Annotated in this window: 19 protein-coding genes and 1 tRNA gene; 16 read left to right on the top strand and 4 right to left on the bottom strand. The window is 59.2% G+C overall.

Annotation, left to right across the window (positions count from 1 at the left end; translation table 11 throughout):
• Positions 1–3: 3 nt before the first annotated feature.
• Together AC1RBA_RS12115 and mutM are read right to left on the bottom strand one after the other, a co-directional pair.
• On the bottom strand, positions 4–1,905 hold the full coding sequence (locus tag AC1RBA_RS12115; protein WP_492418398.1) for a dynamin family protein: 1,902 nt from the start codon (positions 1,903–1,905) through the stop codon (positions 4–6).
• 22 nt (positions 1,906–1,927) lie between these two features.
• A complete protein-coding gene (gene mutM, locus AC1RBA_RS12110) occupies positions 1,928–2,764 on the bottom strand; it encodes a bifunctional DNA-formamidopyrimidine glycosylase/DNA-(apurinic or apyrimidinic site) lyase (RefSeq protein WP_070221676.1) in 837 nt (278 codons plus the stop codon).
• A gap of 167 nt (positions 2,765–2,931) precedes the next feature.
• Between mutM and AC1RBA_RS12105 the strand changes: the two genes are divergently transcribed.
• The 7 genes from AC1RBA_RS12105 to pth all read left to right on the top strand — a co-directional run bounded on the left by AC1RBA_RS12105 (position 2,932) and on the right by pth (position 9,045).
• Positions 2,932–4,722: a tetratricopeptide repeat protein gene (locus AC1RBA_RS12105; protein ID WP_070221675.1), complete on the top strand. Its 1,791-nt coding sequence runs from the start codon at positions 2,932–2,934 to the stop codon at positions 4,720–4,722.
• A 61-nt stretch (positions 4,723–4,783) separates the two neighbouring features.
• Positions 4,784–5,434 (top strand): outer membrane lipoprotein LolB, encoded by a 651-nt coding sequence (locus tag AC1RBA_RS12100; RefSeq protein WP_230506592.1) that lies wholly within the window; start codon positions 4,784–4,786, stop codon positions 5,432–5,434.
• A complete protein-coding gene (gene ispE / locus AC1RBA_RS12095) occupies positions 5,431–6,315 on the top strand; it encodes a 4-(cytidine 5'-diphospho)-2-C-methyl-D-erythritol kinase (RefSeq protein WP_492418396.1) in 885 nt (294 codons plus the stop codon). Before AC1RBA_RS12100 ends, ispE begins: the two co-directional genes overlap by 4 nt.
• Before the next feature lie 78 nt (positions 6,316–6,393).
• Positions 6,394–6,470 (top strand) — tRNA-Gln (locus AC1RBA_RS12090).
• 150 nt (positions 6,471–6,620) lie between these two features.
• Positions 6,621–7,571, top strand: coding sequence for a ribose-phosphate pyrophosphokinase (locus AC1RBA_RS12085; protein ID WP_034753270.1), 951 nt, complete (start codon positions 6,621–6,623; stop codon positions 7,569–7,571).
• Positions 7,572–7,736: 165 nt separating this feature from the next.
• Positions 7,737–8,345 (top strand): 50S ribosomal protein L25/general stress protein Ctc, encoded by a 609-nt coding sequence (locus tag AC1RBA_RS12080; RefSeq protein ID WP_070221672.1) that lies wholly within the window; start codon positions 7,737–7,739, stop codon positions 8,343–8,345.
• A gap of 115 nt (positions 8,346–8,460) precedes the next feature.
• A complete protein-coding gene (gene pth, locus AC1RBA_RS12075; protein WP_034753275.1) occupies positions 8,461–9,045 on the top strand; it encodes an aminoacyl-tRNA hydrolase in 585 nt (194 codons plus the stop codon).
• Here pth and AC1RBA_RS12070 read toward each other — a convergent pair whose 3' ends face one another.
• Positions 9,046–10,143, bottom strand: coding sequence for a serine hydrolase domain-containing protein (locus AC1RBA_RS12070; protein ID WP_492418394.1), 1,098 nt, complete (start codon positions 10,141–10,143; stop codon positions 9,046–9,048).
• A gap of 118 nt (positions 10,144–10,261) precedes the next feature.
• Between AC1RBA_RS12070 and AC1RBA_RS12065 the strand changes: the two genes are divergently transcribed.
• From AC1RBA_RS12065 to AC1RBA_RS12035, 7 genes are all read left to right on the top strand, one after another.
• Positions 10,262–10,837, top strand: a complete 576-nt coding sequence (locus AC1RBA_RS12065; protein WP_492418392.1) for a hypothetical protein — start codon at positions 10,262–10,264, stop codon at positions 10,835–10,837.
• A complete protein-coding gene (locus tag AC1RBA_RS12060) occupies positions 10,837–11,070 on the top strand; it encodes a helix-turn-helix domain-containing protein (RefSeq protein WP_034778346.1) in 234 nt (77 codons plus the stop codon). Before AC1RBA_RS12065 ends, AC1RBA_RS12060 begins: the two co-directional genes overlap by 1 nt.
• A gap of 151 nt (positions 11,071–11,221) precedes the next feature.
• Positions 11,222–12,313, top strand: coding sequence for a redox-regulated ATPase YchF (gene ychF / locus AC1RBA_RS12055; protein ID WP_071325626.1), 1,092 nt, complete (start codon positions 11,222–11,224; stop codon positions 12,311–12,313).
• Between the two features lie 225 nt (positions 12,314–12,538).
• The gene (locus AC1RBA_RS12050) at positions 12,539–13,711 is read left to right on the top strand and encodes a tyrosine-type recombinase/integrase (RefSeq protein ID WP_492418390.1); all 1,173 of its coding nucleotides are present in this window, start codon (positions 12,539–12,541) and stop codon (positions 13,709–13,711) included.
• A complete protein-coding gene (locus AC1RBA_RS12045; RefSeq protein ID WP_492418389.1) occupies positions 13,708–14,427 on the top strand; it encodes a hypothetical protein in 720 nt (239 codons plus the stop codon). The genes AC1RBA_RS12050 and AC1RBA_RS12045 overlap by 4 nt, the downstream gene beginning before the upstream one ends.
• A gap of 3 nt (positions 14,428–14,430) precedes the next feature.
• Positions 14,431–14,736 carry a cyclic-phosphate processing receiver domain-containing protein gene (locus AC1RBA_RS12040; protein ID WP_492418387.1) on the top strand — a complete coding sequence of 102 codons (306 nt, stop codon included), beginning with the start codon at positions 14,431–14,433 and terminating at the stop codon, positions 14,734–14,736.
• Positions 14,737–14,829: 93 nt separating this feature from the next.
• On the top strand, positions 14,830–16,017 hold the full coding sequence (locus AC1RBA_RS12035; protein WP_492418385.1) for a hypothetical protein: 1,188 nt from the start codon (positions 14,830–14,832) through the stop codon (positions 16,015–16,017).
• A gap of 234 nt (positions 16,018–16,251) precedes the next feature.
• On the opposite strand, the gene AC1RBA_RS12030 is transcribed toward AC1RBA_RS12035, so the two are convergent.
• On the bottom strand, positions 16,252–16,386 hold the full coding sequence (locus AC1RBA_RS12030) for a hypothetical protein (RefSeq protein WP_436512181.1): 135 nt from the start codon (positions 16,384–16,386) through the stop codon (positions 16,252–16,254).
• Positions 16,387–16,394: 8 nt separating this feature from the next.
• Between AC1RBA_RS12030 and AC1RBA_RS12025 the strand changes: the two genes are divergently transcribed.
• The gene (locus tag AC1RBA_RS12025; protein WP_082260922.1) at positions 16,395–16,577 is read left to right on the top strand and encodes a helix-turn-helix transcriptional regulator; all 183 of its coding nucleotides are present in this window, start codon (positions 16,395–16,397) and stop codon (positions 16,575–16,577) included.
• Positions 16,578–16,803: 226 nt separating this feature from the next.
• Entirely contained in the window at positions 16,804–17,343 is a 540-nt protein-coding gene (locus tag AC1RBA_RS12020; RefSeq protein ID WP_492418383.1) for a hypothetical protein, read from the top strand.
• Positions 17,344–17,346: the final 3 nt, after the last annotated feature.

Below are 17,346 nucleotides of genomic sequence, written 5' to 3'. Positions count from 1 at the left end.
GGTTCATGCGGCGCTGGCCGTGCGCAAGGCGGCCAGCAATTGCGCCAGCTGCGCCTTGTCACGTTCGAGCGCCGCCAGGCTCGCTTCGAAGCCGGCGATTTTCTGTTCCAGGCTGCCCGTGGCGTCGTGGATGCGCTGGATCGAGGCAAAGCGCAGTTTCAGCTGTTCCTTGTACTCGACGATCTGCGCTTCGAGCGGCGCCATGATGACTTTCAGCCAGGCGCTGGCGTCGTCGTTGGCGTTGGTGAAACTGCGGCGCACGCGCGAGGCGATGGTGTCGAAGAATTTTTCCATCAGCACGACGCGGCTGGTGGTGAGCAGGGTCGCCGTGCCGAACTGCTTATGGTAGACGGCTTCGATGTCGGCGATCTCCTGGCGGTAGCGGGCCAGCGAAAACGGCATCGGCAAGGCCAGCGCCAGGCCATGTTCGGAGGCGAATTTGCGGTACATCACGTTCATCATTTCCGTGATCTCGGCCGTCTTGCCTTCCGAGCGGTCGAGGTTCTGGCCGATGCGCTCGAAATACTGGCGCACGGCTTCGCGCAGGCCCGTGAAAAAGCGGCTGCGCTGCATGGCGGCGCGCACGCCGTCGATATCGTCGCGCACGATGTCCATGCCCAGGCTCGTGTACAGCTCCGTCGACAGCCGGGTAAACACGGCGCGCGTCGCTTGCAGCTTGAACAGGCTGCTGTCGAATTCCTTCTTCTCGATGTCGATGCGCCGCATCATGTGGGCGATCACGCTCTGGTTCTTGCCGCGCAGGCTGTGCAGTTCATGCAGCTGCTCGGCGATGCCGCGCGCGCGGGCCGCCGCCTGCACCTGCTGCGCCGCTTCGATGGCGTCCAGGTCGAACGCCAGCTGGCGCCGGATGATGTCCTTGCGCGCGGGAATCAGCTCCTCGAACAGGGCCGTCTCCAGCGCCTGCAGGCGGCTCTTTTCCAGCAGCGCCGCGTCGTGGTTGATCTTGCCCACCAGGGCCTTTTGCGCCGAGACGGGAAACACCTGGCCAGCGTCCAGCGTCAACAGGTGCGCCACGCTGGCCTGCTGGCGTTCGATGGCCTGCGCCACCTCGGCATCGCCGCGCAATTCATCCCACATGCTGTCGATCTTGTTGAGCACCACCAGGCGTCCCGCGCCGGCGCCGATATGGTTGCGCCACACTTCGATGTCGCTGCGCGTGACGCCCGTGTCGGCCGCCAGGATGAACAGCACCGCGTGCGCATTCGGGATCAGGTTCAGGGTCAGTTCCGGTTCCGTGCCGATGGCGTTCAAGCCCGGCGTGTCGAGGATGACCAGGCCCTGTTTCAGCAGCGGATGGGGGAAGTTGATGATGGCGTGGCGCCACATGGAAATTTCCACCTGGCCGTCCTCGTCGAGCATGGCGGGAGCGTCCGCATTGCCGGCGTCATACAGGCCGTAGCGCGCCGCTTCTTCCACGCTGACTTTTTTCGTCAGGCTGACCTGGCGGATGGCTTCCTGCATGTCGTCGCCCGCTTCGATATTCAGGGGCAGGACGGTCCAGGCGGCGGGCAGTTCGCGGTAGTCGCTGGTCGACAGGTTCTGCGCGCGCGTCTCGATGGGCAGCAGCCGGATCGATGGCGGCCAGGCCGCGTCGTACAGCAGCTCGGTGGGGCACATGGTGGTACGGCCCGCGCCCGAGGGCAGGATGCGCTGGCCATAGCCGGCAAAGAAGATGGCGTTGATCAGCTCGGATTTGCCGCGCGAGAATTCCGCCACGAAGGCGACGGATAAACGGTCATCGAGCAGGCGGGAGCCACAGCGCGCCAGGCGCAGCGCGGAGGCGCCGTCGACCAGGCCCGCCGCGCTGGCGGCTTGCCGGTATGCCTGCAAGGCGGCCTGCACGTCCTGCCGCCATGCGCTGTATTGTTCCAGGTCTCTGACCATCTGGCTCCCTCTGTGAGTATGCTTACTTTTGACAATTCACGCAGTAAAACGTGGAACGCTGTCCCTGCACGATTTGCCGGATCGGCGCGCCGCAGACGCGGCAGGGCTTGCCCGCGCGGTTGTACGTGAAATACGTCTGCTGGAAGTAGCCGGACTGGCCGTTCACGCCGATGAAGTCGCGCAGGGTGCTGCCGCCTTGCACGATGGCTTCGGCCAGCACGTCGCGGATCGCCTGCGCCAGTTTCTCGTAGCGGGCCAGGCCGATGCGTCGGGCCGGCGTCTTCGGGTTGATCCCCGCGCGGAACAGGCTTTCGGAACAATAGATATTGCCCACGCCGACGACGATGTCGCCCGCCATCAGCACCTGCTTGATGTTGGTGCCCTTGTTGCGCGTTTTCTCGAACAGCAGCTGGCCCGTGAAGCCGCCTTCGAGCGGTTCCGTGCCCAGCCCGCGCAGCAGCGCGTGGCCGTCCAGCGGGCCGTCGGCCTCGTCATGCCACAGCACGGCGCCGAAGCGGCGCGGGTCCGTCATGCGCAGCACCTGGCTGCCGCCGTCCGCGTCCTCCACGACGAGGTCGAAATGGTCGTGCTTTTGCGCCTGCGTCCCCGTCGGCAGCACGCGCAAATGGCCGGACATGCCCAGGTGGATGATCAGGGTGCCGTGGCGGAAGTGGATCAGCAGGTATTTGCCGCGCCGCCCCGTCAGGCCGATGGTTTGCCCCGACAATTGTTCGCCCAGGGCAGGAGGGAAGGGCCAGCGCAGGCCGTCGCGGCGCAGCACGACGGAGCGCACGGCGCGCCCTTCGAGATGGGGCGCGACACCGCGCCGTGTGACTTCGACTTCTGGCAATTCTGGCATAGGGCTCGAATGGTTGAAAACCGGGTAAAAAACAGGCGGCTTGCCGGCCGAGGGCTGGCTCTGGCAGGCTACGCCGCCACGACGCATATATTTCGTTACATACGTGAAGTACGCGATAGCCGCGTTGGGCGTAGAATCAAACTTTGCCGTTTAGCCAGGATCAGCCTTTGAAAAACGCTTTCGCCATTGTAACCTTGTCCGCCCTGATGGCCACGCATGCCATGGCACAGACGCCTGTCGCCCCCGCCGATGCCGCGGCCAGCCCCTCTGCGTCTGCGCCCGCCGCGCCGCAGGAGCCGGACGCCACCTCCAAGGAGGGGCCCGCCGGCGATGAGCTGCCGAAGGTCGAATTGAGCAGCGACTTGCTGTACAAGCTGACCAAGGCCGAGATGGAATTCAAGAGCGGCCAGTGGCAGGGGCCGTACGTGACGATGATGGTGGCGGCGCAGCAGACGCGCGATCCGCGCCTGGCGCGCCGCGCTTCCGAAATGGCGCTGGCCGCCAAGCAGGGCAGCGAGGCGCTGGCGGCCATCCGCCTGTGGCGCGAGCTGGCGCCCGACTCGGACGAGGCGACGCAGTTCTTCCTCGGCTTTGTCGTGTTGACGGACAAGATCGAAGAAGCGGAACCGATTTTCGCCGAACGCCTGGCCAATGCGCCGCAAGGCGCACGGGGCGTGGCCCTGTTCCAGATGCAGCAGATTTTGTCGCGCTCGAATGACAAGCTGTATGCCTATTCGATGGTGACGCGCCTGGTGCAGCCTTACCTGGACATGTTCGAAGCGCACCTGGTGCTGGCGCAGGGCGCCCTGTCGATCGGCGAGCGTGACCGTGCCATCGGCGAAGCGAACAAGGCGCTGGCGATCAAGCCAAACTCCGAGCTGGCCGTGCTGACCCTGGCGCAAGTGACGGGCGAACCCGAGGCGGCGGGCAAGGTGCTGGCCGCTTTCCTGCAAAAGAATCCGGATGCCGTCGAAGTGCGCGGCGCATACGCGCGCCTGCTGGTCGAACAGAAGCAGCTGGAACCGGCGCGCGACCAGTTCCTGCTGCTGTTGAAAAGCGCGCCCGATAACGTGGGCGCCCTGTATGCGCTCGGCATCGTGGCGCTGCAGCTGGAAGACACCAAGGGCGCGGAGCAGTACTTCAAGCGCTTCCTGGCCGTGCTCGAAAAATCTCCCGGCGACACGCGCGATCCGTTCAAGGCCCTGATGATACTGTCGCAGATCGCCGAGACGCGCGGCGACACGGCGGGCGCCATCGCCTGGCTGGACAAGGTCGACAACAGCGCATCAAGCGGCTATGTCGAGGCGCGCTTGCGCCGCGCCCAGCTGATCGCCCGCGGCGGCAATCTCGATGCGGCGCGCAAGGCGCTGACGGAAATCGAAACGGACGATCCGGCAAGCCAGGCGCAGGTGCTGCTGGTCGACGCGCAATTCCTGCGCGACGCCGGCTATGTGCAAAGCGCCTACACGGTGCTGGAAAACGCCTTGCTGCGCTTCCCCGACAATCCGGAGCTGCTGTACGACTACGCCTTGCTGGCCGAGCGCATGGACAAATTCGAGCGGATGGAGGCGAGCCTGCGCCGCGTGATGGCGCTGGCGCCCGACAACCAGCACGCGTACAACGCGCTCGGTTATTCGCTGGCCGAACGGGGCCTGCGCCTCGAGGAAGCCCATGCGCTGATCGAAAAAGCCTTGCAGATGGCGCCGGGCGACCCGTTCATCATGGACAGCATGGGCTGGGTGCAATTCCGCATGGGCAACCTGGCCGCCGCGGAAAACGCGCTGCGCCGCGCCTATGCCGTGCGCAGCGATCCGGAAATCGCCGTCCACCTGGGCGAAGTGCTGTGGCAAAAGGGCGACAAGGCCGAAGCGCAAAAACTGTGGCGCGAGGCACAAGGCAAGGACCCGAAAAACGAGGCGCTGAAAAGCACCTTGGCGCGCCTGAATGTCAGTTTGTGATTGAATCGATTATCTCAACTATAAAAAACCAGCGCCATGGCGCTGGTTTTTCCTTGTACCCATGTTAAAAAAACTGCTTCCCCTCACACTCGTCTGCCTGTCACTCTCGGCCTGCTCGACCCTGAGTTCCCCATTCTCGTCAGGCGCCGCGCCATCCGCCAACACCGTCGCGCCCTACCGCGAACAGGTGGAGCTGACGGGCCGCCTGAACGTCGTGTACCAGAAAGATGACAAGCCCGAATCGGCCACCGTCAATTTCAACTGGCAGCAGACGGCGCAGCGCACGGACGTGACCCTGTATTCGCCCGTCGGCAGCACGCTGGCGACGATTGCCGTCACGCCGCGCGAGGCCGTGCTGACGCAAAGCGGCAAGGCGCCGCGCAGCGCGCCCGATGTCGACACCCTGAGCGCGCAGATGCTGGGCTGGTCCTTGCCCGTGTCGGGCTTGCGCGACTGGCTGCAAGGCTATGCCGTGGGCGCCGATGGCAAGCGCTTTGTCGCGTCGCCCGCCAACGACAGCGTGACGACGAAAGACGGCTGGCGCTTGCGCTATGTGTCGTGGCAAGAAGTAGGGCAAAATGCGGCCGACAAGACACCGGGCGCCTTGCCCCAACCGCGGCGTATCGATGCCGAACGCAATGCCAGCGCGCAGGCCGATGCCGTGTCGCTGCGCATCGTCCTCGATCCCGCCCCATCGGCTCAAGCACAATGACGTTGACGACCCTGAATAACTGCCCGGCTCCCGCCAAGCTGAACCTCTTTTTGCACGTCAACGGCCGCCGCGCCGATGGCTACCATCTGCTGCAGACGGTGTTCCAGTTGCTCGACCATGGTGACACCCTGCACTTCGCGCTGCGCGACGACACGGCGATTGTCCGCGTGACGGAGCTGGCCGGCGTGCCGCAAGAGCAGGACTTGATCATCCGCGCCGCCAGGCTGCTGCAGGCCGAAGTGCTGCGCCGCACGGGGGCCTTGCCGCGCGGCGTCGATATCGCCATCGACAAGGTGCTGCCCATGGGCGGCGGCTTGGGTGGCGGCTCGTCCGACGCGGCCACGGCGCTGATGGCGCTCAATCGCCTGTGGCAGGCCGGTTTGACGCGCGAGGAGTTGATGGCGCTGGGCTTGCCGCTGGGCGCCGATATTCCGTTTTTCATCTTTGGCGAAAACGCCTTTGCCGAAGGCGTGGGCGAAGCCTTGCAGCCCGTCGCCACGCCCGCATGCTGGTATGTGGTGATCGAGCCGGGCGTGCAAGTGCCGACCGCCGCAATTTTTTGCGCGGAAGGCTTGACGAGAAATACCGAACCCGTCACAATAGCGGACTTTTCCAGGTACCTCGCAGAAGGAAACGATGCGGGCGGGTTTGGAAAGAATGATTTACAGCAAGTGGCATGCAGTCTTTTCAAGCCGGTAGCAGATGCGGTAGAATGGCTGGGTGCTTACGGTGAGGCCAGGATGACTGGTTCCGGTGCTTGTGTATTTAGTGCGTTTGGCAGTGAGGAAGAAGCGGACGCGGTGCTCAGCAATGTGCCACCAGTCTGGGTCGCCTGGAAGGCAAAAGCGCTGAATCGCCACCCGATGCTCACCATGTTGTAGAGAGTAAAAAAAGATTTTGCTTAGCGTCAAATAGTCGGTATAATACTGGCCAACATGACGGCAAGCAGTCAGTAACGTAGGGGAATCGCCAAGCTGGTTAAGGCACTGGATTTTGATTCCAGCATGCGAAGGTTCGAATCCTTCTTCCCCTGCCACCATTTCACCGTAGTCTGTCGATGCGAAGTTGGCGTCCAGTGCGGGAAAAAGCAGATGTGCCGCCACGCGGCATATTCTAAACAATGACTGACCGGGCCTATGCCCGGTTAGTGCTTTTCAAGACTTCTTTATCACCTCTTGGGACTCCCATGGCTTACGAAAACCTGATGGTTTTTACCGGCAACGCGAATCCAGCGTTGGCAGAGGGGGTCGCAAAAAACCTCGGCATTCCTCTCGGTAAAGCAAACGTTTCGAAATTCTCCGACGGCGAAGTAATGGTCGAGATTAACGAAAACGTACGCGGCAAGGATGTTTTTGTTTTGCAATCCACCTGTGCTCCAACCAACGACAGCCTGATGGAAATCATGCTGATGGTTGATGCCTTGAAACGTGCTTCCGCTGGCCGCATCACCGCCGCGATTCCTTACTTCGGCTACGCCCGTCAAGACCGCCGTCCACGCTCCGCGCGTGTGGCGATTTCGGCCAAGGTGGTGGCGAACATGCTGGAAGAAGCCGGTGTCGAGCGCGTCCTGATCATGGACTTGCACGCTGACCAGATTCAAGGTTTCTTCGATATCCCAGTCGATAATATTTACGCTTCGCCAATTTTGCTGGGCGACCTGCAAAAGAAAAACTACCAGGATCTGCTGGTGGTGTCGCCGGACGTCGGCGGTGTGGTACGTGCGCGCGCCCTGGCAAAACGCCTGGGCTGCGACCTGGCCATCATCGACAAGCGCCGTCCAAAAGCGAACGTGTCCGAAGTGATGAACATCATCGGTGAAGTCGAAGGCCGCAACTGCGTGATCATGGATGACATGGTCGACACGGCAGGCACCCTGACCAAGGCTGCCGAAGTGCTCAAAGAGCGCGGCGCGAAAAAAGTCGTGGCGTATTGCACGCACGCGGTGCTGTCGGGCCCGGCGATCGACCGTATTTCGGCCTCGCCGCTCGATGAGCTGGTCGTGACCGACACGATCCCCCTGTCCGAAGCGGCCCTGGCCTGCGGCAAGATCCGTCAATTGACGTGCGCGCCGCTGCTTGCCGAGACGTTCAAACGCATCATCAAGGGTGACTCCGTCATCTCGCTGTTCATCGATTAATTCGGCAAGAGCAGCAACAGACGTAATGCCTGCGGCGCGACCGGCTTTTGCCTGTTGCGCCGCAGTGTTTTAGTTTTCGGGGTGTTTACACCCATTTTCGAGGATTCCTGGTCGCGGGAGTCCTCATAACACAAGGCGCAAGCCTTGTTCTTCTTGGAGTTTCACATGAAAGTTATCGCATTTAAACGCGAATTGCAAGGTTCCGGAGCGAGCCGCCGCCTGCGCATTTCCGGCCAAACCCCTGGTATCGTCTACGGTGGCGCTGAAGCCCCGGTGCTGATCTCGCTGGATCACAACGCTCTCTACCACGCGTTGAAAAAAGAAGTGTTCCACTCGTCGATCCTGGATCTGGAAATCGACGGCGTTTCCCAGCAAGTTCTGTTGCGCGACTTCCAAGTCCACGCATACAAACAACTGGTTCTGCACGCTGACTTCCAGCGCGTTGACGCTAAGCAAGCTATCCACGTAAAAGTGGCGCTGCACTTCGTAAACGCTGACGTTTCCCCAGCAGTCAAACTGCACGGCGCGACCATCAGCCACGTAGCCAACGAAATCGAAGTTTCGTGCCTGCCAGGCCAACTGCCAGAATTCATCAACGTTGACCTGTCGAACATCGACGTCGGTCACTCGCTGCACGTTGGCGACCTGGTCCTGCCAGCTGGCGTGACCGCTGTCACCCACGGCGCCAACCTGACCATCGCTACCGCTTCGGTACCGGCTGGCCACGTTGCTGCTGAAGCTGAAGCCGCTGCTGCTGAAGCCGACAAGAAGTAATTTTGCCGCCGCAGCAATGCGGTAGTTGCAAGGAAAAACCCGCCAGGTTCGCCGCGCGGGTTTTTTTCTGCCTGTTTTCACCGATAATGCTTTCTTTTACATTGCAGACACAGCCATGCCCATACGCCTGATCGTCGGCCTCGGCAACCCGGGACCCGAATACGAACAAACCCGCCACAATGCCGGCTTCTGGCTGGTGGACAATCTTGCCAACAGTTTGCCCGGTACGCGCCTGCAGCGCGATTCGCGCTACAACGCCATGCTGGCGAAAACGTCCATTGGCGGCAACGAAGTCTGGCTGCTCGAACCGCTGACCTTCATGAACCGCTCGGGCCAGTCCGTGGGCGCGCTGGCGCGCTTTTTCAAGATCGCCGCCGATGAAGTGCTGGTCGTGCACGACGAACTGGACTTGATGCCGGGCATCGCGCGCCTGAAAAAGGGTGGCTCGGCCGGCGGCCACAATGGCTTGAAAGACATCACGGCCGCGCTGGGCACGCAGGATTACTGGCGCTTGCGCCTGGGCATCGGCCACCCGCGCACCCTGAGCCTGCAGCAGCAGGTGGCCGACTTCGTGCTGCACCGCCCGCGCCGCGAAGACCAGGAACTGATCGAGCAGGCGATCGACAAATCGTTGCAGGTCATGCCGCAGATCGTCGAGGGCAAGTTCGAGGCGGCGACGATGAAGCTGCACACCGCGTAATTATTTCCCCGCCTTGCCGAAGCCGGCCATGATGGTTTTCGCCATCTGCTGCTGGTTGGCCTGGGCGCTGCTGCCGTCGCCCGCGTTGGCGGCGATCAGCAGGCCGTCGCCGCTGCCGGGCGCCAGCGCGATCAGTGCGTGCCAGTAGCCGTTCGAGCCAAGGTGCGTGAGCACTCGCTGCGGCGCTTGCAGTGGAAAGTGCATCACGCCCCAGCCCAAGGCCGCATGCGTGTCGCCCTGCGCCGTGTGCAGCAAGACATACGTTTCCTGTTTCAGCAGCCTGCCCTTGCCCTGCTCGCCATGCAGTTGATCGAGCGCAAACTTGGCCCAGTCTTGCATGCTCAGGTGAATTTCTCCATCGGGCGCCATCATCAGTGGGTTGCTGGCCATCAAGCCGGCGATCGGCTTGCCTTCCTTGTGGCCCAGGTTCTGTCCGCGCACGGTGGGGCCGAAGGCGGCCCGCATGCCCAGCGGGCCGAACACTTCCTCCTGCATCAGCGTTTCATAGGTCTTGCCCGTGACGCGTTCGGCGATGGCGGCGGCGATCATGGCGCCGCTGTTCGAATAATGCGATTCGCCGCGCGGCGCGGCCACGGGTGCGTCGGCCAGCGCGCGCTGCGCGTATTCCAGGCGCAGCAGCGGCAATGGACGCGTGTCCGTGTACGTGGAATTGATCCATGCCTCGTCGGGATTGGGCGGCAGGCCGGCGCGGTGCGACAGCAAATCCATCAGGTTGACGTCGCGGTACTCGGCGCGCATGCCGCCGGCCAGCGCGGGCAGCATGCTTGACAGCGGCGCATCCCACGCCAGCACGCCCCGTTCCACCAGCCGCGCGATCAGGGTCACCGTCATGGCCTTGCCGTTGGAGCCGATATTCCACACGTCGTCGGCGCGCACGGCATCGTTGCCGTCATTGGCCCGTACGCCAGCCTGCGCCTGTGCCTCGATCTTGCCGTCGCGAATGACAAGCATCGCCATGGCCGGTACGCTCTTGTCGGCCAGCGCCTGCTGCAGCATGGCGTTCAAGTCATGGGCGCGGGCGGCGCCGCTCAGCAGCAAGGTGGTGCTGCAAACGAGTGCGGCAAGCAGGGTTTTCATGGAGTCTCCAGTCGATAGGGTGAGGTGAACATGTTAAAATGGTCGCAAAACATGATTTAATTATTGTTTTACGATAATTTATTCTAACCACACTTGACACTTTCGTATACTTTTAAAGATGAAAAAAAATCCAACGGGACCGGCGGCGCTGAGCCGGCGCGTGCGCTACGGCGTTTCGGGATTCTTTCTGCTGTACCTGCTGCTGACGGTGCTGGGCTGGCTGGCGCCTGCGCCGGCCGCGCAAGGCAGCCTGGGCGGCACAGGCATGTATGAACTGTTGCTGCAATTGCAGAGCCAGCCATTCGCGCGCCTGGCCGCCATGCCCCTGTGGCAGCGGGGGCTGGGTCTGGCGCTGGCCTTGCCGGCTTTGTGCGTGCTGGCCGATGCCGTGCGCCAGCTGGCCTTGGTCTTGCGCCAGTTCGAGCAGGGCGTGTTTTTTACGCCGCAGGTGGCGCGCCACTTTCGCCGCTTCGCCGGCGGCTTGCTGCTGGGAACGGTGCTGACTTTGCTGGAACCCACCGTGCGCGGCATGCTGTTTGGCTTGCTGGAAGAGGGAACGCGCCAGTTGCGCCTGGTTATCGACATCACGGGCGGCGACCTGTGGACCTTGCTGCTGTGTTCGGTTTTCTTTGCGCTGGCGCAAATCCTGCACGAAGGCCAGCGCCTGGCCGAAGAAAACAGCGGGTTCATCTGATGGGCATCGTCGTGCGCCTCGATCTGGTACTGGCCAGGAAAAAAGTGAAATCCAAGGAACTGGCCGCCTTTATCGGCATCACGGAGCAGAACCTGTCCCTTTTAAAATCGGGCAAGGTGCGCGGCGTGCGTTTCGATACCTTGTCGAAAATTTGCGAGATGCTCGAATGCCAGCCCGGCGACATCCTGGAATTCGATGCGTCGCAGCCGGATGACGGGGATGGCGACAGTTAAGGTCGCCAGGGCGGTTTTTTTGAAGAGTAGGGTGCATAGAGGTACAATTGACCCCTAGAGCATGAATACAGCAAGATTATCCAGAAAACGCCCGCAACGGCCGTTTTGCACCAGCCGCTTGCCGGCAATATTGATTATTTAAAGGTTTTCCATGAGTCTCCAATGCGGTATCGTCGGCTTGCCGAACGTCGGCAAGTCCACCCTGTTCAATGCACTGACGAAAGCCGGTATCCCGGCTGAAAACTATCCGTTCTGCACCATCGAGCCGAACGTCGGCGTCGTCGAAGTGCCGGATCCGCGCATGGATGCGCTGGCCGCCATCGTCAAGCCGGAACGCATGGTCAACGCCATCGTGGAATTCGTCGACATCGCCGGCCTGGTGGCCGGTGCATCGAAGGGCGAGGGTCTGGGCAACCAGTTCCTGTCGCACATCCGCGAAACGGACGCCATCGTCAACGTCGTGCGCTGCTTCGAAGATGACAACGTCATCCATGTGGCCGGCAAGATCAACCCGCTCGACGATATCGAAGTCATCCAGACCGAACTGGCGCTGGCCGACATGGGCACCGTGGAAAAAGCGATCCACCGCGAAAACAAGAAAGCCCGCTCGGGCGACAAGGACGCGGCCAAGCTGCTGGCCATCATGGAACGCATGATGCCGTACCTGAACGACGCCAAGCCCGTGCGCGCCATGGGCCTGGACGCCGACGAAATGGAACTGATCAAGCCTTTGTGCCTGATCACGGCCAAGCCGGCCATGTTCGTGGCCAACGTCTCCGACACGGGCTTTACCAACAATCCGCTGCTGGACCAGCTGACGGCGTATGCGCAATCGCAAAACGCCCCCATCGTCGCCATCTGCGCGGCGCTGGAAGCGGAAATCGCCGACCTGGACGACGCCGACAAGGGCGCCTTCCTGGCCGACATGGGCATGGAAGAGCCGGGCCTGGACCGCCTGATCCGCGCCGGCTACAAGCTGCTGGGCCTGCAAACCTACTTCACGGCGGGCGTGAAGGAAGTGCGCGCCTGGACCATCCCCGTGGGCGCCACTGCGCCACAGGCGGCCGGCGTGATCCACACCGACTTCGAACGCGGCTTCATCCGCGCGCAAACCATCGCCTATGACGACTTCATCGCCTACAAGGGCGAAGCGGGCGCCAAGGAAGCGGGCAAGATGCGCGCCGAAGGCAAGGAATACGTGGTCAAGGATGGTGACGTGCTGAACTTCCTGTTCAACGTCTAACTTGTCACTGCTGTTTCAACGGGTATCATATCGTTTCTCATACCCGTAAAAAACAACGCTTTTACCTATAAAAAGCCGCGAATTTCGCGGCTTTTTTGTTGCCAGGTGTTTCACGATATTTCATGTGTATTCACCGAAATCACGGGTATGTGGGTGGGTACAATCCCTTGTTGTTGTGATAAATGGTGGGTACAATCAAGAATCATCTCTAACCTGTGAAACTTGATGCTGACTGATGCACACTGTCGCAACGCGAAGCCCCGCGAAAAGCTGTACCGGCTCAACGATTTTAAAGGTCTCTACCTTGAGATAAAGCCTACCGGAGTGAAGGCGTGGCGCTATCGTTTCAAGTTGAACAGCAAGGAGTCCTTGTTTGCACTGGGGGACTATCCTGATGTCAGTCTGGCCGATGCTAGGGATGCGTGTGGCGAAGCTCGTAAGCTAGTTAAACAGGGTATAAGTCCTGTTCAGAACCGGCAGCTTGAACGTGTGAAGCGGGAACTGGATTCCGGTAATACCTTTGAGGTGATTGCTCAGGAATGGTTGGCGCTGAAGGACTGGGAGGACGTCACTAAGACGCGCCGGCTGGACATGCTTCAGAGGGTAGTATTCCCATCAATTGGCAAGCTGCCAGTGCGTCAGATTACGTCCGCACATATCCTTGATATCCTAAATAAAACGGTCGCGCGTGGTGCACCAACGGTTGCTGCTGAGGCGAAGCGAACCATGTCATCAGTGTTTGAACTTGCTGTTGCAACGTTGCGTGCAGATACGGACCCCGTATGGGCGGTACGAAAGGCGTTACCACCAAATAAAACGCAGCACAAACGAGCTTTGTCGGTTGAGGAAATTGGCAAGCTGCTTGTCGATTTTGACGGCCACAGAGGCAACTTTCAGACGCTTAATGCATTCCGCTTGATGTGGCTCACATTGGTGAGACCGAACGAGTCAGTCCAAGCTGAATGGGAAGAATTTGATCTTGATAGTGCGCTTTGGAAAATCCCGGCACAACGGATGAAAGCACGTCGCGAACATGTGCTGCCCTTGCCTGAGCAAGCCGTAAAGTTGTTAAAAGCAATGGGGCCAGTAACGGGCCACACTAAGTACGTGTTTCCCAATCGTGATGATCGTGCCCGCCCTATGGCAGACGCTGCATTGCGGCAGGCGCTTAAAAAATTAGGTTGGGCAAAAAAATATAGTCCGCATGGCACTAGGACGACCGGGAGTACACGCCTAAATGAGCTGGGCTATCGACATGATGTAATTGAGGCTCAATTAGCGCATGCTGAACCCAACGCAGTGCGGCGTACCTACAATCATGCGACATACTTGGACGAGCGCCGAGGCATGATGCAGGATTGGGCTGATCTACTGGATACTTGGAAAGCAAAAATATGAATTTTCCGGAGTTTGCGTCGCAACTTGGGATCGATGTTGATAGCTCAATGGCTGGGTTGGTTGACCGTGCATTGAAAGCTTGTGAAACCTATAAAGTATCAAAACGTGACGAGTGTGTCCGCGCTTTCGTGTCGCTTGCTGATTACGCAAGGGTACTCATTGATGGTCGAATGGATTTCAGGCCAAGGCAACTGGATAAATTTAGTGATATTCGTGATCTGGCAGGAAAGCTCAAGGAAAAAATTGATGCGCTAAGCGACTCCGAGGCTGATGCCTTAGCGCATTGCAATTTGTCCTCACTAGACCTCACACATGACTTTGCTGAAGCACTGAACGTCGCCAGCAAAGCTATCTGTGGGCTTAGAAGCAAGCGAGACGTGATTACCTTTGTCGGGAAGCGTTTTGTTGTCCTATGTCACGAGTACGGCATATCCGTAAGATGGAGCAAAAATCTTTATAAGTGCTCTGACTATTGCTCAGCTAAATTTCTTGCAGCATTATTTGAGGCTGCTCATGTGCCTTTTAGTGGTGATGGGGAGAAACGTACTGCCGCAGATAGTGCTAATAATTGTCTGTCTACGCTTTCAAAAGGTTTTGAGTGGGAGTTCCACGACGAACATCACAAACACCATGAATTTGGGTTGGTTTACCTGGATAAAATTGTTCGCGAAAACGACCTTGAGGATTTACCTCCATTTACTGTCTCTGGAGTATAAGAAATGAAGGTCTACCTCGACGACGAGCGAAATACACCTGAAGGATGGACTCGAGTGTACTGGCCTGATGAGGCGGTATCTCTATTGACCTCCGGCGAGGTTGTCGAGATCAGCCTCGACCATGATCTTGGAGATGATGAGCGAGGCACCGGGTATGACGTCATCTTGTGGATTGAGGAAGCGGTCGCGTTGCGCGGCTTTAATCCTCCAGTTATCTTCGTTCATTCGGCCAACAGCTCCGCACGTGAGAAAATGGAGGCAGGAATCGCTGCGATCAGCCGGTTGGCTGTCGAGCGTAAAGTCAGTTGACGGCCACGACCAACTGGTCGCCAAGGCCAGCTTTCGTACCGGGGCAGCAACGGCTCGGCCGGAGCGACTGCAAACGCTTTCTTGGGATATTACATGGCCACCACCCGTACCATTGGACCCCTGCACTTCGAAGACCTGGACCCAAAGAGATTTGAAGACCTCGTGCGTCAGCTTGCGTACGAGTTTAAACCATGGCGGCGGCTTGAGGCCACGGGGCGCTCAGGCGGCGACGATGGATTCGATGCGCGAGGCTACGAGATCGTTGCGAGGGAGGCCGAAACCTCTGCTTCAGCGGAAGAAGGCGAAACGGTCGAAGAGCGATCGACCTTCAACGAGGGCATTGATGATAGGCTCTGGCTCATCCAGTGCAAGCGTGAGCGCGCTATTGGGCCGACTGCGTTGGTCAAATACTTGGACGATACCGTGCTCGGCGAGGATGAGCGGCTTCACGGACTTGTGTTCACGGCGGCTTGCGATTTCTCCAAAAAAGCCCGCGATGGCTTTGCTAAAAAGTGTCGCGAGATGGAAATCGAGGAGTGGCATCTCTGGGGTAAGGCTGAGCTCGAGGACCGGCTCTTCCGCCCCGAAAACGACCACCTCTTATTCGCCTACTTCGGCGTTTCTCTGACCATCCGTCGGCGCTCACAACGAGCCGACCTGCGAGCCCGGTTGGTGATGAAGCGGAAGACGCACCGCATTCTGAAGGACCGTTCTCACGCGGCATTATTGCTGCGCTCACCTGACGCCACAGAGTACCCATACATCGATGACCTCGCTGACTTCAAAAAGAATCCGCGGTGGATGGTGTGGCCGTATCGGGGCATGTCGTTTGACGGACTTAAGTTTTGCGTGCAACGCTACTTCGCATACCTCTCAGACGATGGCAAATCCTGGGATGCCGCGATGGCTGTGAACGACGCGAGAAGCGGTACACACGACGACCCTTGGTTGGGCGAAGACGGGCACGACGATAAGCGGCAGACTATATTCGAGTTCTGGAGCAACATTCCGAAAGCGAACCAAGCGTGGGTCGAAGTTGTCGGCATTGTGCTGTTTGAAGATGTCTTGGACATTGATGATCTCGGCGACGAGTGCGTGCAAGTCCCTCACGTCTACGCGCCGTTCGCATCTGGAAGGCGTGGTCCTTTTAAAAGATTCATCGCCGTGGTCGAGGCCATTGATGGGTGGGACGGGCGCTCGTTCTACCCCGAAAAAATGTCTGATGGCCGTATCGAGTACTTCCCTGCTGTGGTCCGTGAGCTCAACGATGACAGCAAATGAACAAGTGCCCAATGAGGAGTCTTGTTGGCGGTGCATTCGCCTACTAGGCAAGCATCACGTGACGGGTATGCCCGCTTTGGGGTGAAACCTGCCGGTGCTTAGACGCGAAGTATAAGGTTGAGTCTGAGCTACTACACCTATTTCTACAAAGGCGAAGGCAGAGTCATTGCAGCGGTGACAAGCGCTTTCCCGTTCGCATCGAGTTGATCTTCGATGCTGTAGAGCCGAGCCGCGTCATGCGTGAGATGCTTGCTCCTCCCCAATGAGGTGAAACCTGCGATCATCATTGGGGAGAAATCTATCTTTAAAAACTCCCTTTAATTTCGCTTCATCAATAGCCAGAATGCCACCACGATTAACTTGTTTCACGGTGGTTCATGCAAATTCTGCGCATCCCAGCTGTATGTCAAATGCTTGGCTTGTCTCGCGTTACCGTATGGCGACGTGTCAAGCTCGATCCATCTTTTCCACGCCCAGTTCGCCTGGGAACCTCCGATAAGTCTGCTGTTGGATTTCTTCAGCATGAATTAAACGCTTGGATTGCGGGGAATCGCAATTGAACCATTCCCCACACCAATCTGAGTGTGCAATCGCCATCGGTCACGGACAGATCGCTCTGAGGCAGAATGGCATTGCCCAGGCGATAGACAGGATTGCTCAATATTCGACTAACCAATCCGCCACGAGGTTGGAATGGTGGTCGCACCCTGAGCGTGCCGCGATGCGTGATGAGCCACATTGGTCATTGGTCTTTTCTCACATCTTGCGTGCAGATGGAGATTCAGAATGATGACTCTCTATTGCCCTCCTTTTGAAATGGATGCTGGGCCACGCCCCTTGCCATTAAAGCCTATCGCCGGAACCTCTCCTTGCGTGCAGTCAGTGTTTACGTATCGAATTTACGCCGGTGCAACCATGCTTTCGCAAGCTGCTTTCGACGATTTCTTACTTTGCGTATTGACCGCTCGGCAGATGAAACGCGAATACCTTTCGAAACATTTGGAAGGTGTTTTACGTGTTGAGACTATTTATCCTCATGGCGCACGTGTCCCATCTGCAGACCTTGCTGCTGCTGAAGCCGCTCTCGCTGCACCTGCGCCTGGAACTGAGTTTGGCTGTCCGATTCGGGAAAATATAGGACAACTTGTTGAGTCTCGTCGCGGTTTAGCCTCGCCGAGTTTCATGGTTGTTGACGCTCCTGGGACTGCTTCACGGCAAAGCTCGAACGTGCACGCGGTAGCGGGTGCGGGCGAATTTTGCCGTGTGTCCGCCATGGGCGGACCTGTTTGTCAGAGTACTTTGATTTCAAGGGAACTTGCGGCATGAAGA

The organism is Janthinobacterium sp. GW823-FHT03B06 (assembly GCF_058796955.1).
This window is presented reverse-complemented; position numbering and strand designations above follow the sequence as displayed.

What these genes read in the sequence shown, in the direction of transcription:
- AC1RBA_RS12080 (WP_070221672.1), top strand. Translation starts at nt 7,737, where the DNA reads ATGAAAGTTATCGCATTTAAACGCGAATTGCAAGGTTCCGGAGCGAGC.
- AC1RBA_RS12115 (WP_492418398.1), bottom strand. Translation starts at nt 1,905, where the DNA reads ATGGTCAGAGACCTGGAACAATACAGCGCATGGCGGCAGGACGTGCAG.
- AC1RBA_RS12025 (WP_082260922.1), top strand. Translation starts at nt 16,395, where the DNA reads ATGCAAATTCTGCGCATCCCAGCTGTATGTCAAATGCTTGGCTTGTCT.
- AC1RBA_RS12040 (WP_492418387.1), top strand. Translation starts at nt 14,431, where the DNA reads ATGAAGGTCTACCTCGACGACGAGCGAAATACACCTGAAGGATGGACT.
- AC1RBA_RS12100 (WP_230506592.1), top strand. Translation starts at nt 4,784, where the DNA reads ATGTTAAAAAAACTGCTTCCCCTCACACTCGTCTGCCTGTCACTCTCG.
- AC1RBA_RS12020 (WP_492418383.1), top strand. Translation starts at nt 16,804, where the DNA reads ATGATGACTCTCTATTGCCCTCCTTTTGAAATGGATGCTGGGCCACGC.
- AC1RBA_RS12050 (WP_492418390.1), top strand. Translation starts at nt 12,539, where the DNA reads ATGCTGACTGATGCACACTGTCGCAACGCGAAGCCCCGCGAAAAGCTG.
- pth (WP_034753275.1), top strand. Translation starts at nt 8,461, where the DNA reads ATGCCCATACGCCTGATCGTCGGCCTCGGCAACCCGGGACCCGAATAC.
- AC1RBA_RS12065 (WP_492418392.1), top strand. Translation starts at nt 10,262, where the DNA reads ATGAAAAAAAATCCAACGGGACCGGCGGCGCTGAGCCGGCGCGTGCGC.
- ispE (WP_492418396.1), top strand. Translation starts at nt 5,431, where the DNA reads ATGACGTTGACGACCCTGAATAACTGCCCGGCTCCCGCCAAGCTGAAC.
- AC1RBA_RS12060 (WP_034778346.1), top strand. Translation starts at nt 10,837, where the DNA reads ATGGGCATCGTCGTGCGCCTCGATCTGGTACTGGCCAGGAAAAAAGTG.
- ychF (WP_071325626.1), top strand. Translation starts at nt 11,222, where the DNA reads ATGAGTCTCCAATGCGGTATCGTCGGCTTGCCGAACGTCGGCAAGTCC.
- mutM (WP_070221676.1), bottom strand. Translation starts at nt 2,764, where the DNA reads ATGCCAGAATTGCCAGAAGTCGAAGTCACACGGCGCGGTGTCGCGCCC.
- AC1RBA_RS12070 (WP_492418394.1), bottom strand. Translation starts at nt 10,143, where the DNA reads ATGAAAACCCTGCTTGCCGCACTCGTTTGCAGCACCACCTTGCTGCTG.
- AC1RBA_RS12045 (WP_492418389.1), top strand. Translation starts at nt 13,708, where the DNA reads ATGAATTTTCCGGAGTTTGCGTCGCAACTTGGGATCGATGTTGATAGC.
- AC1RBA_RS12085 (WP_034753270.1), top strand. Translation starts at nt 6,621, where the DNA reads ATGGCTTACGAAAACCTGATGGTTTTTACCGGCAACGCGAATCCAGCG.
- AC1RBA_RS12035 (WP_492418385.1), top strand. Translation starts at nt 14,830, where the DNA reads ATGGCCACCACCCGTACCATTGGACCCCTGCACTTCGAAGACCTGGAC.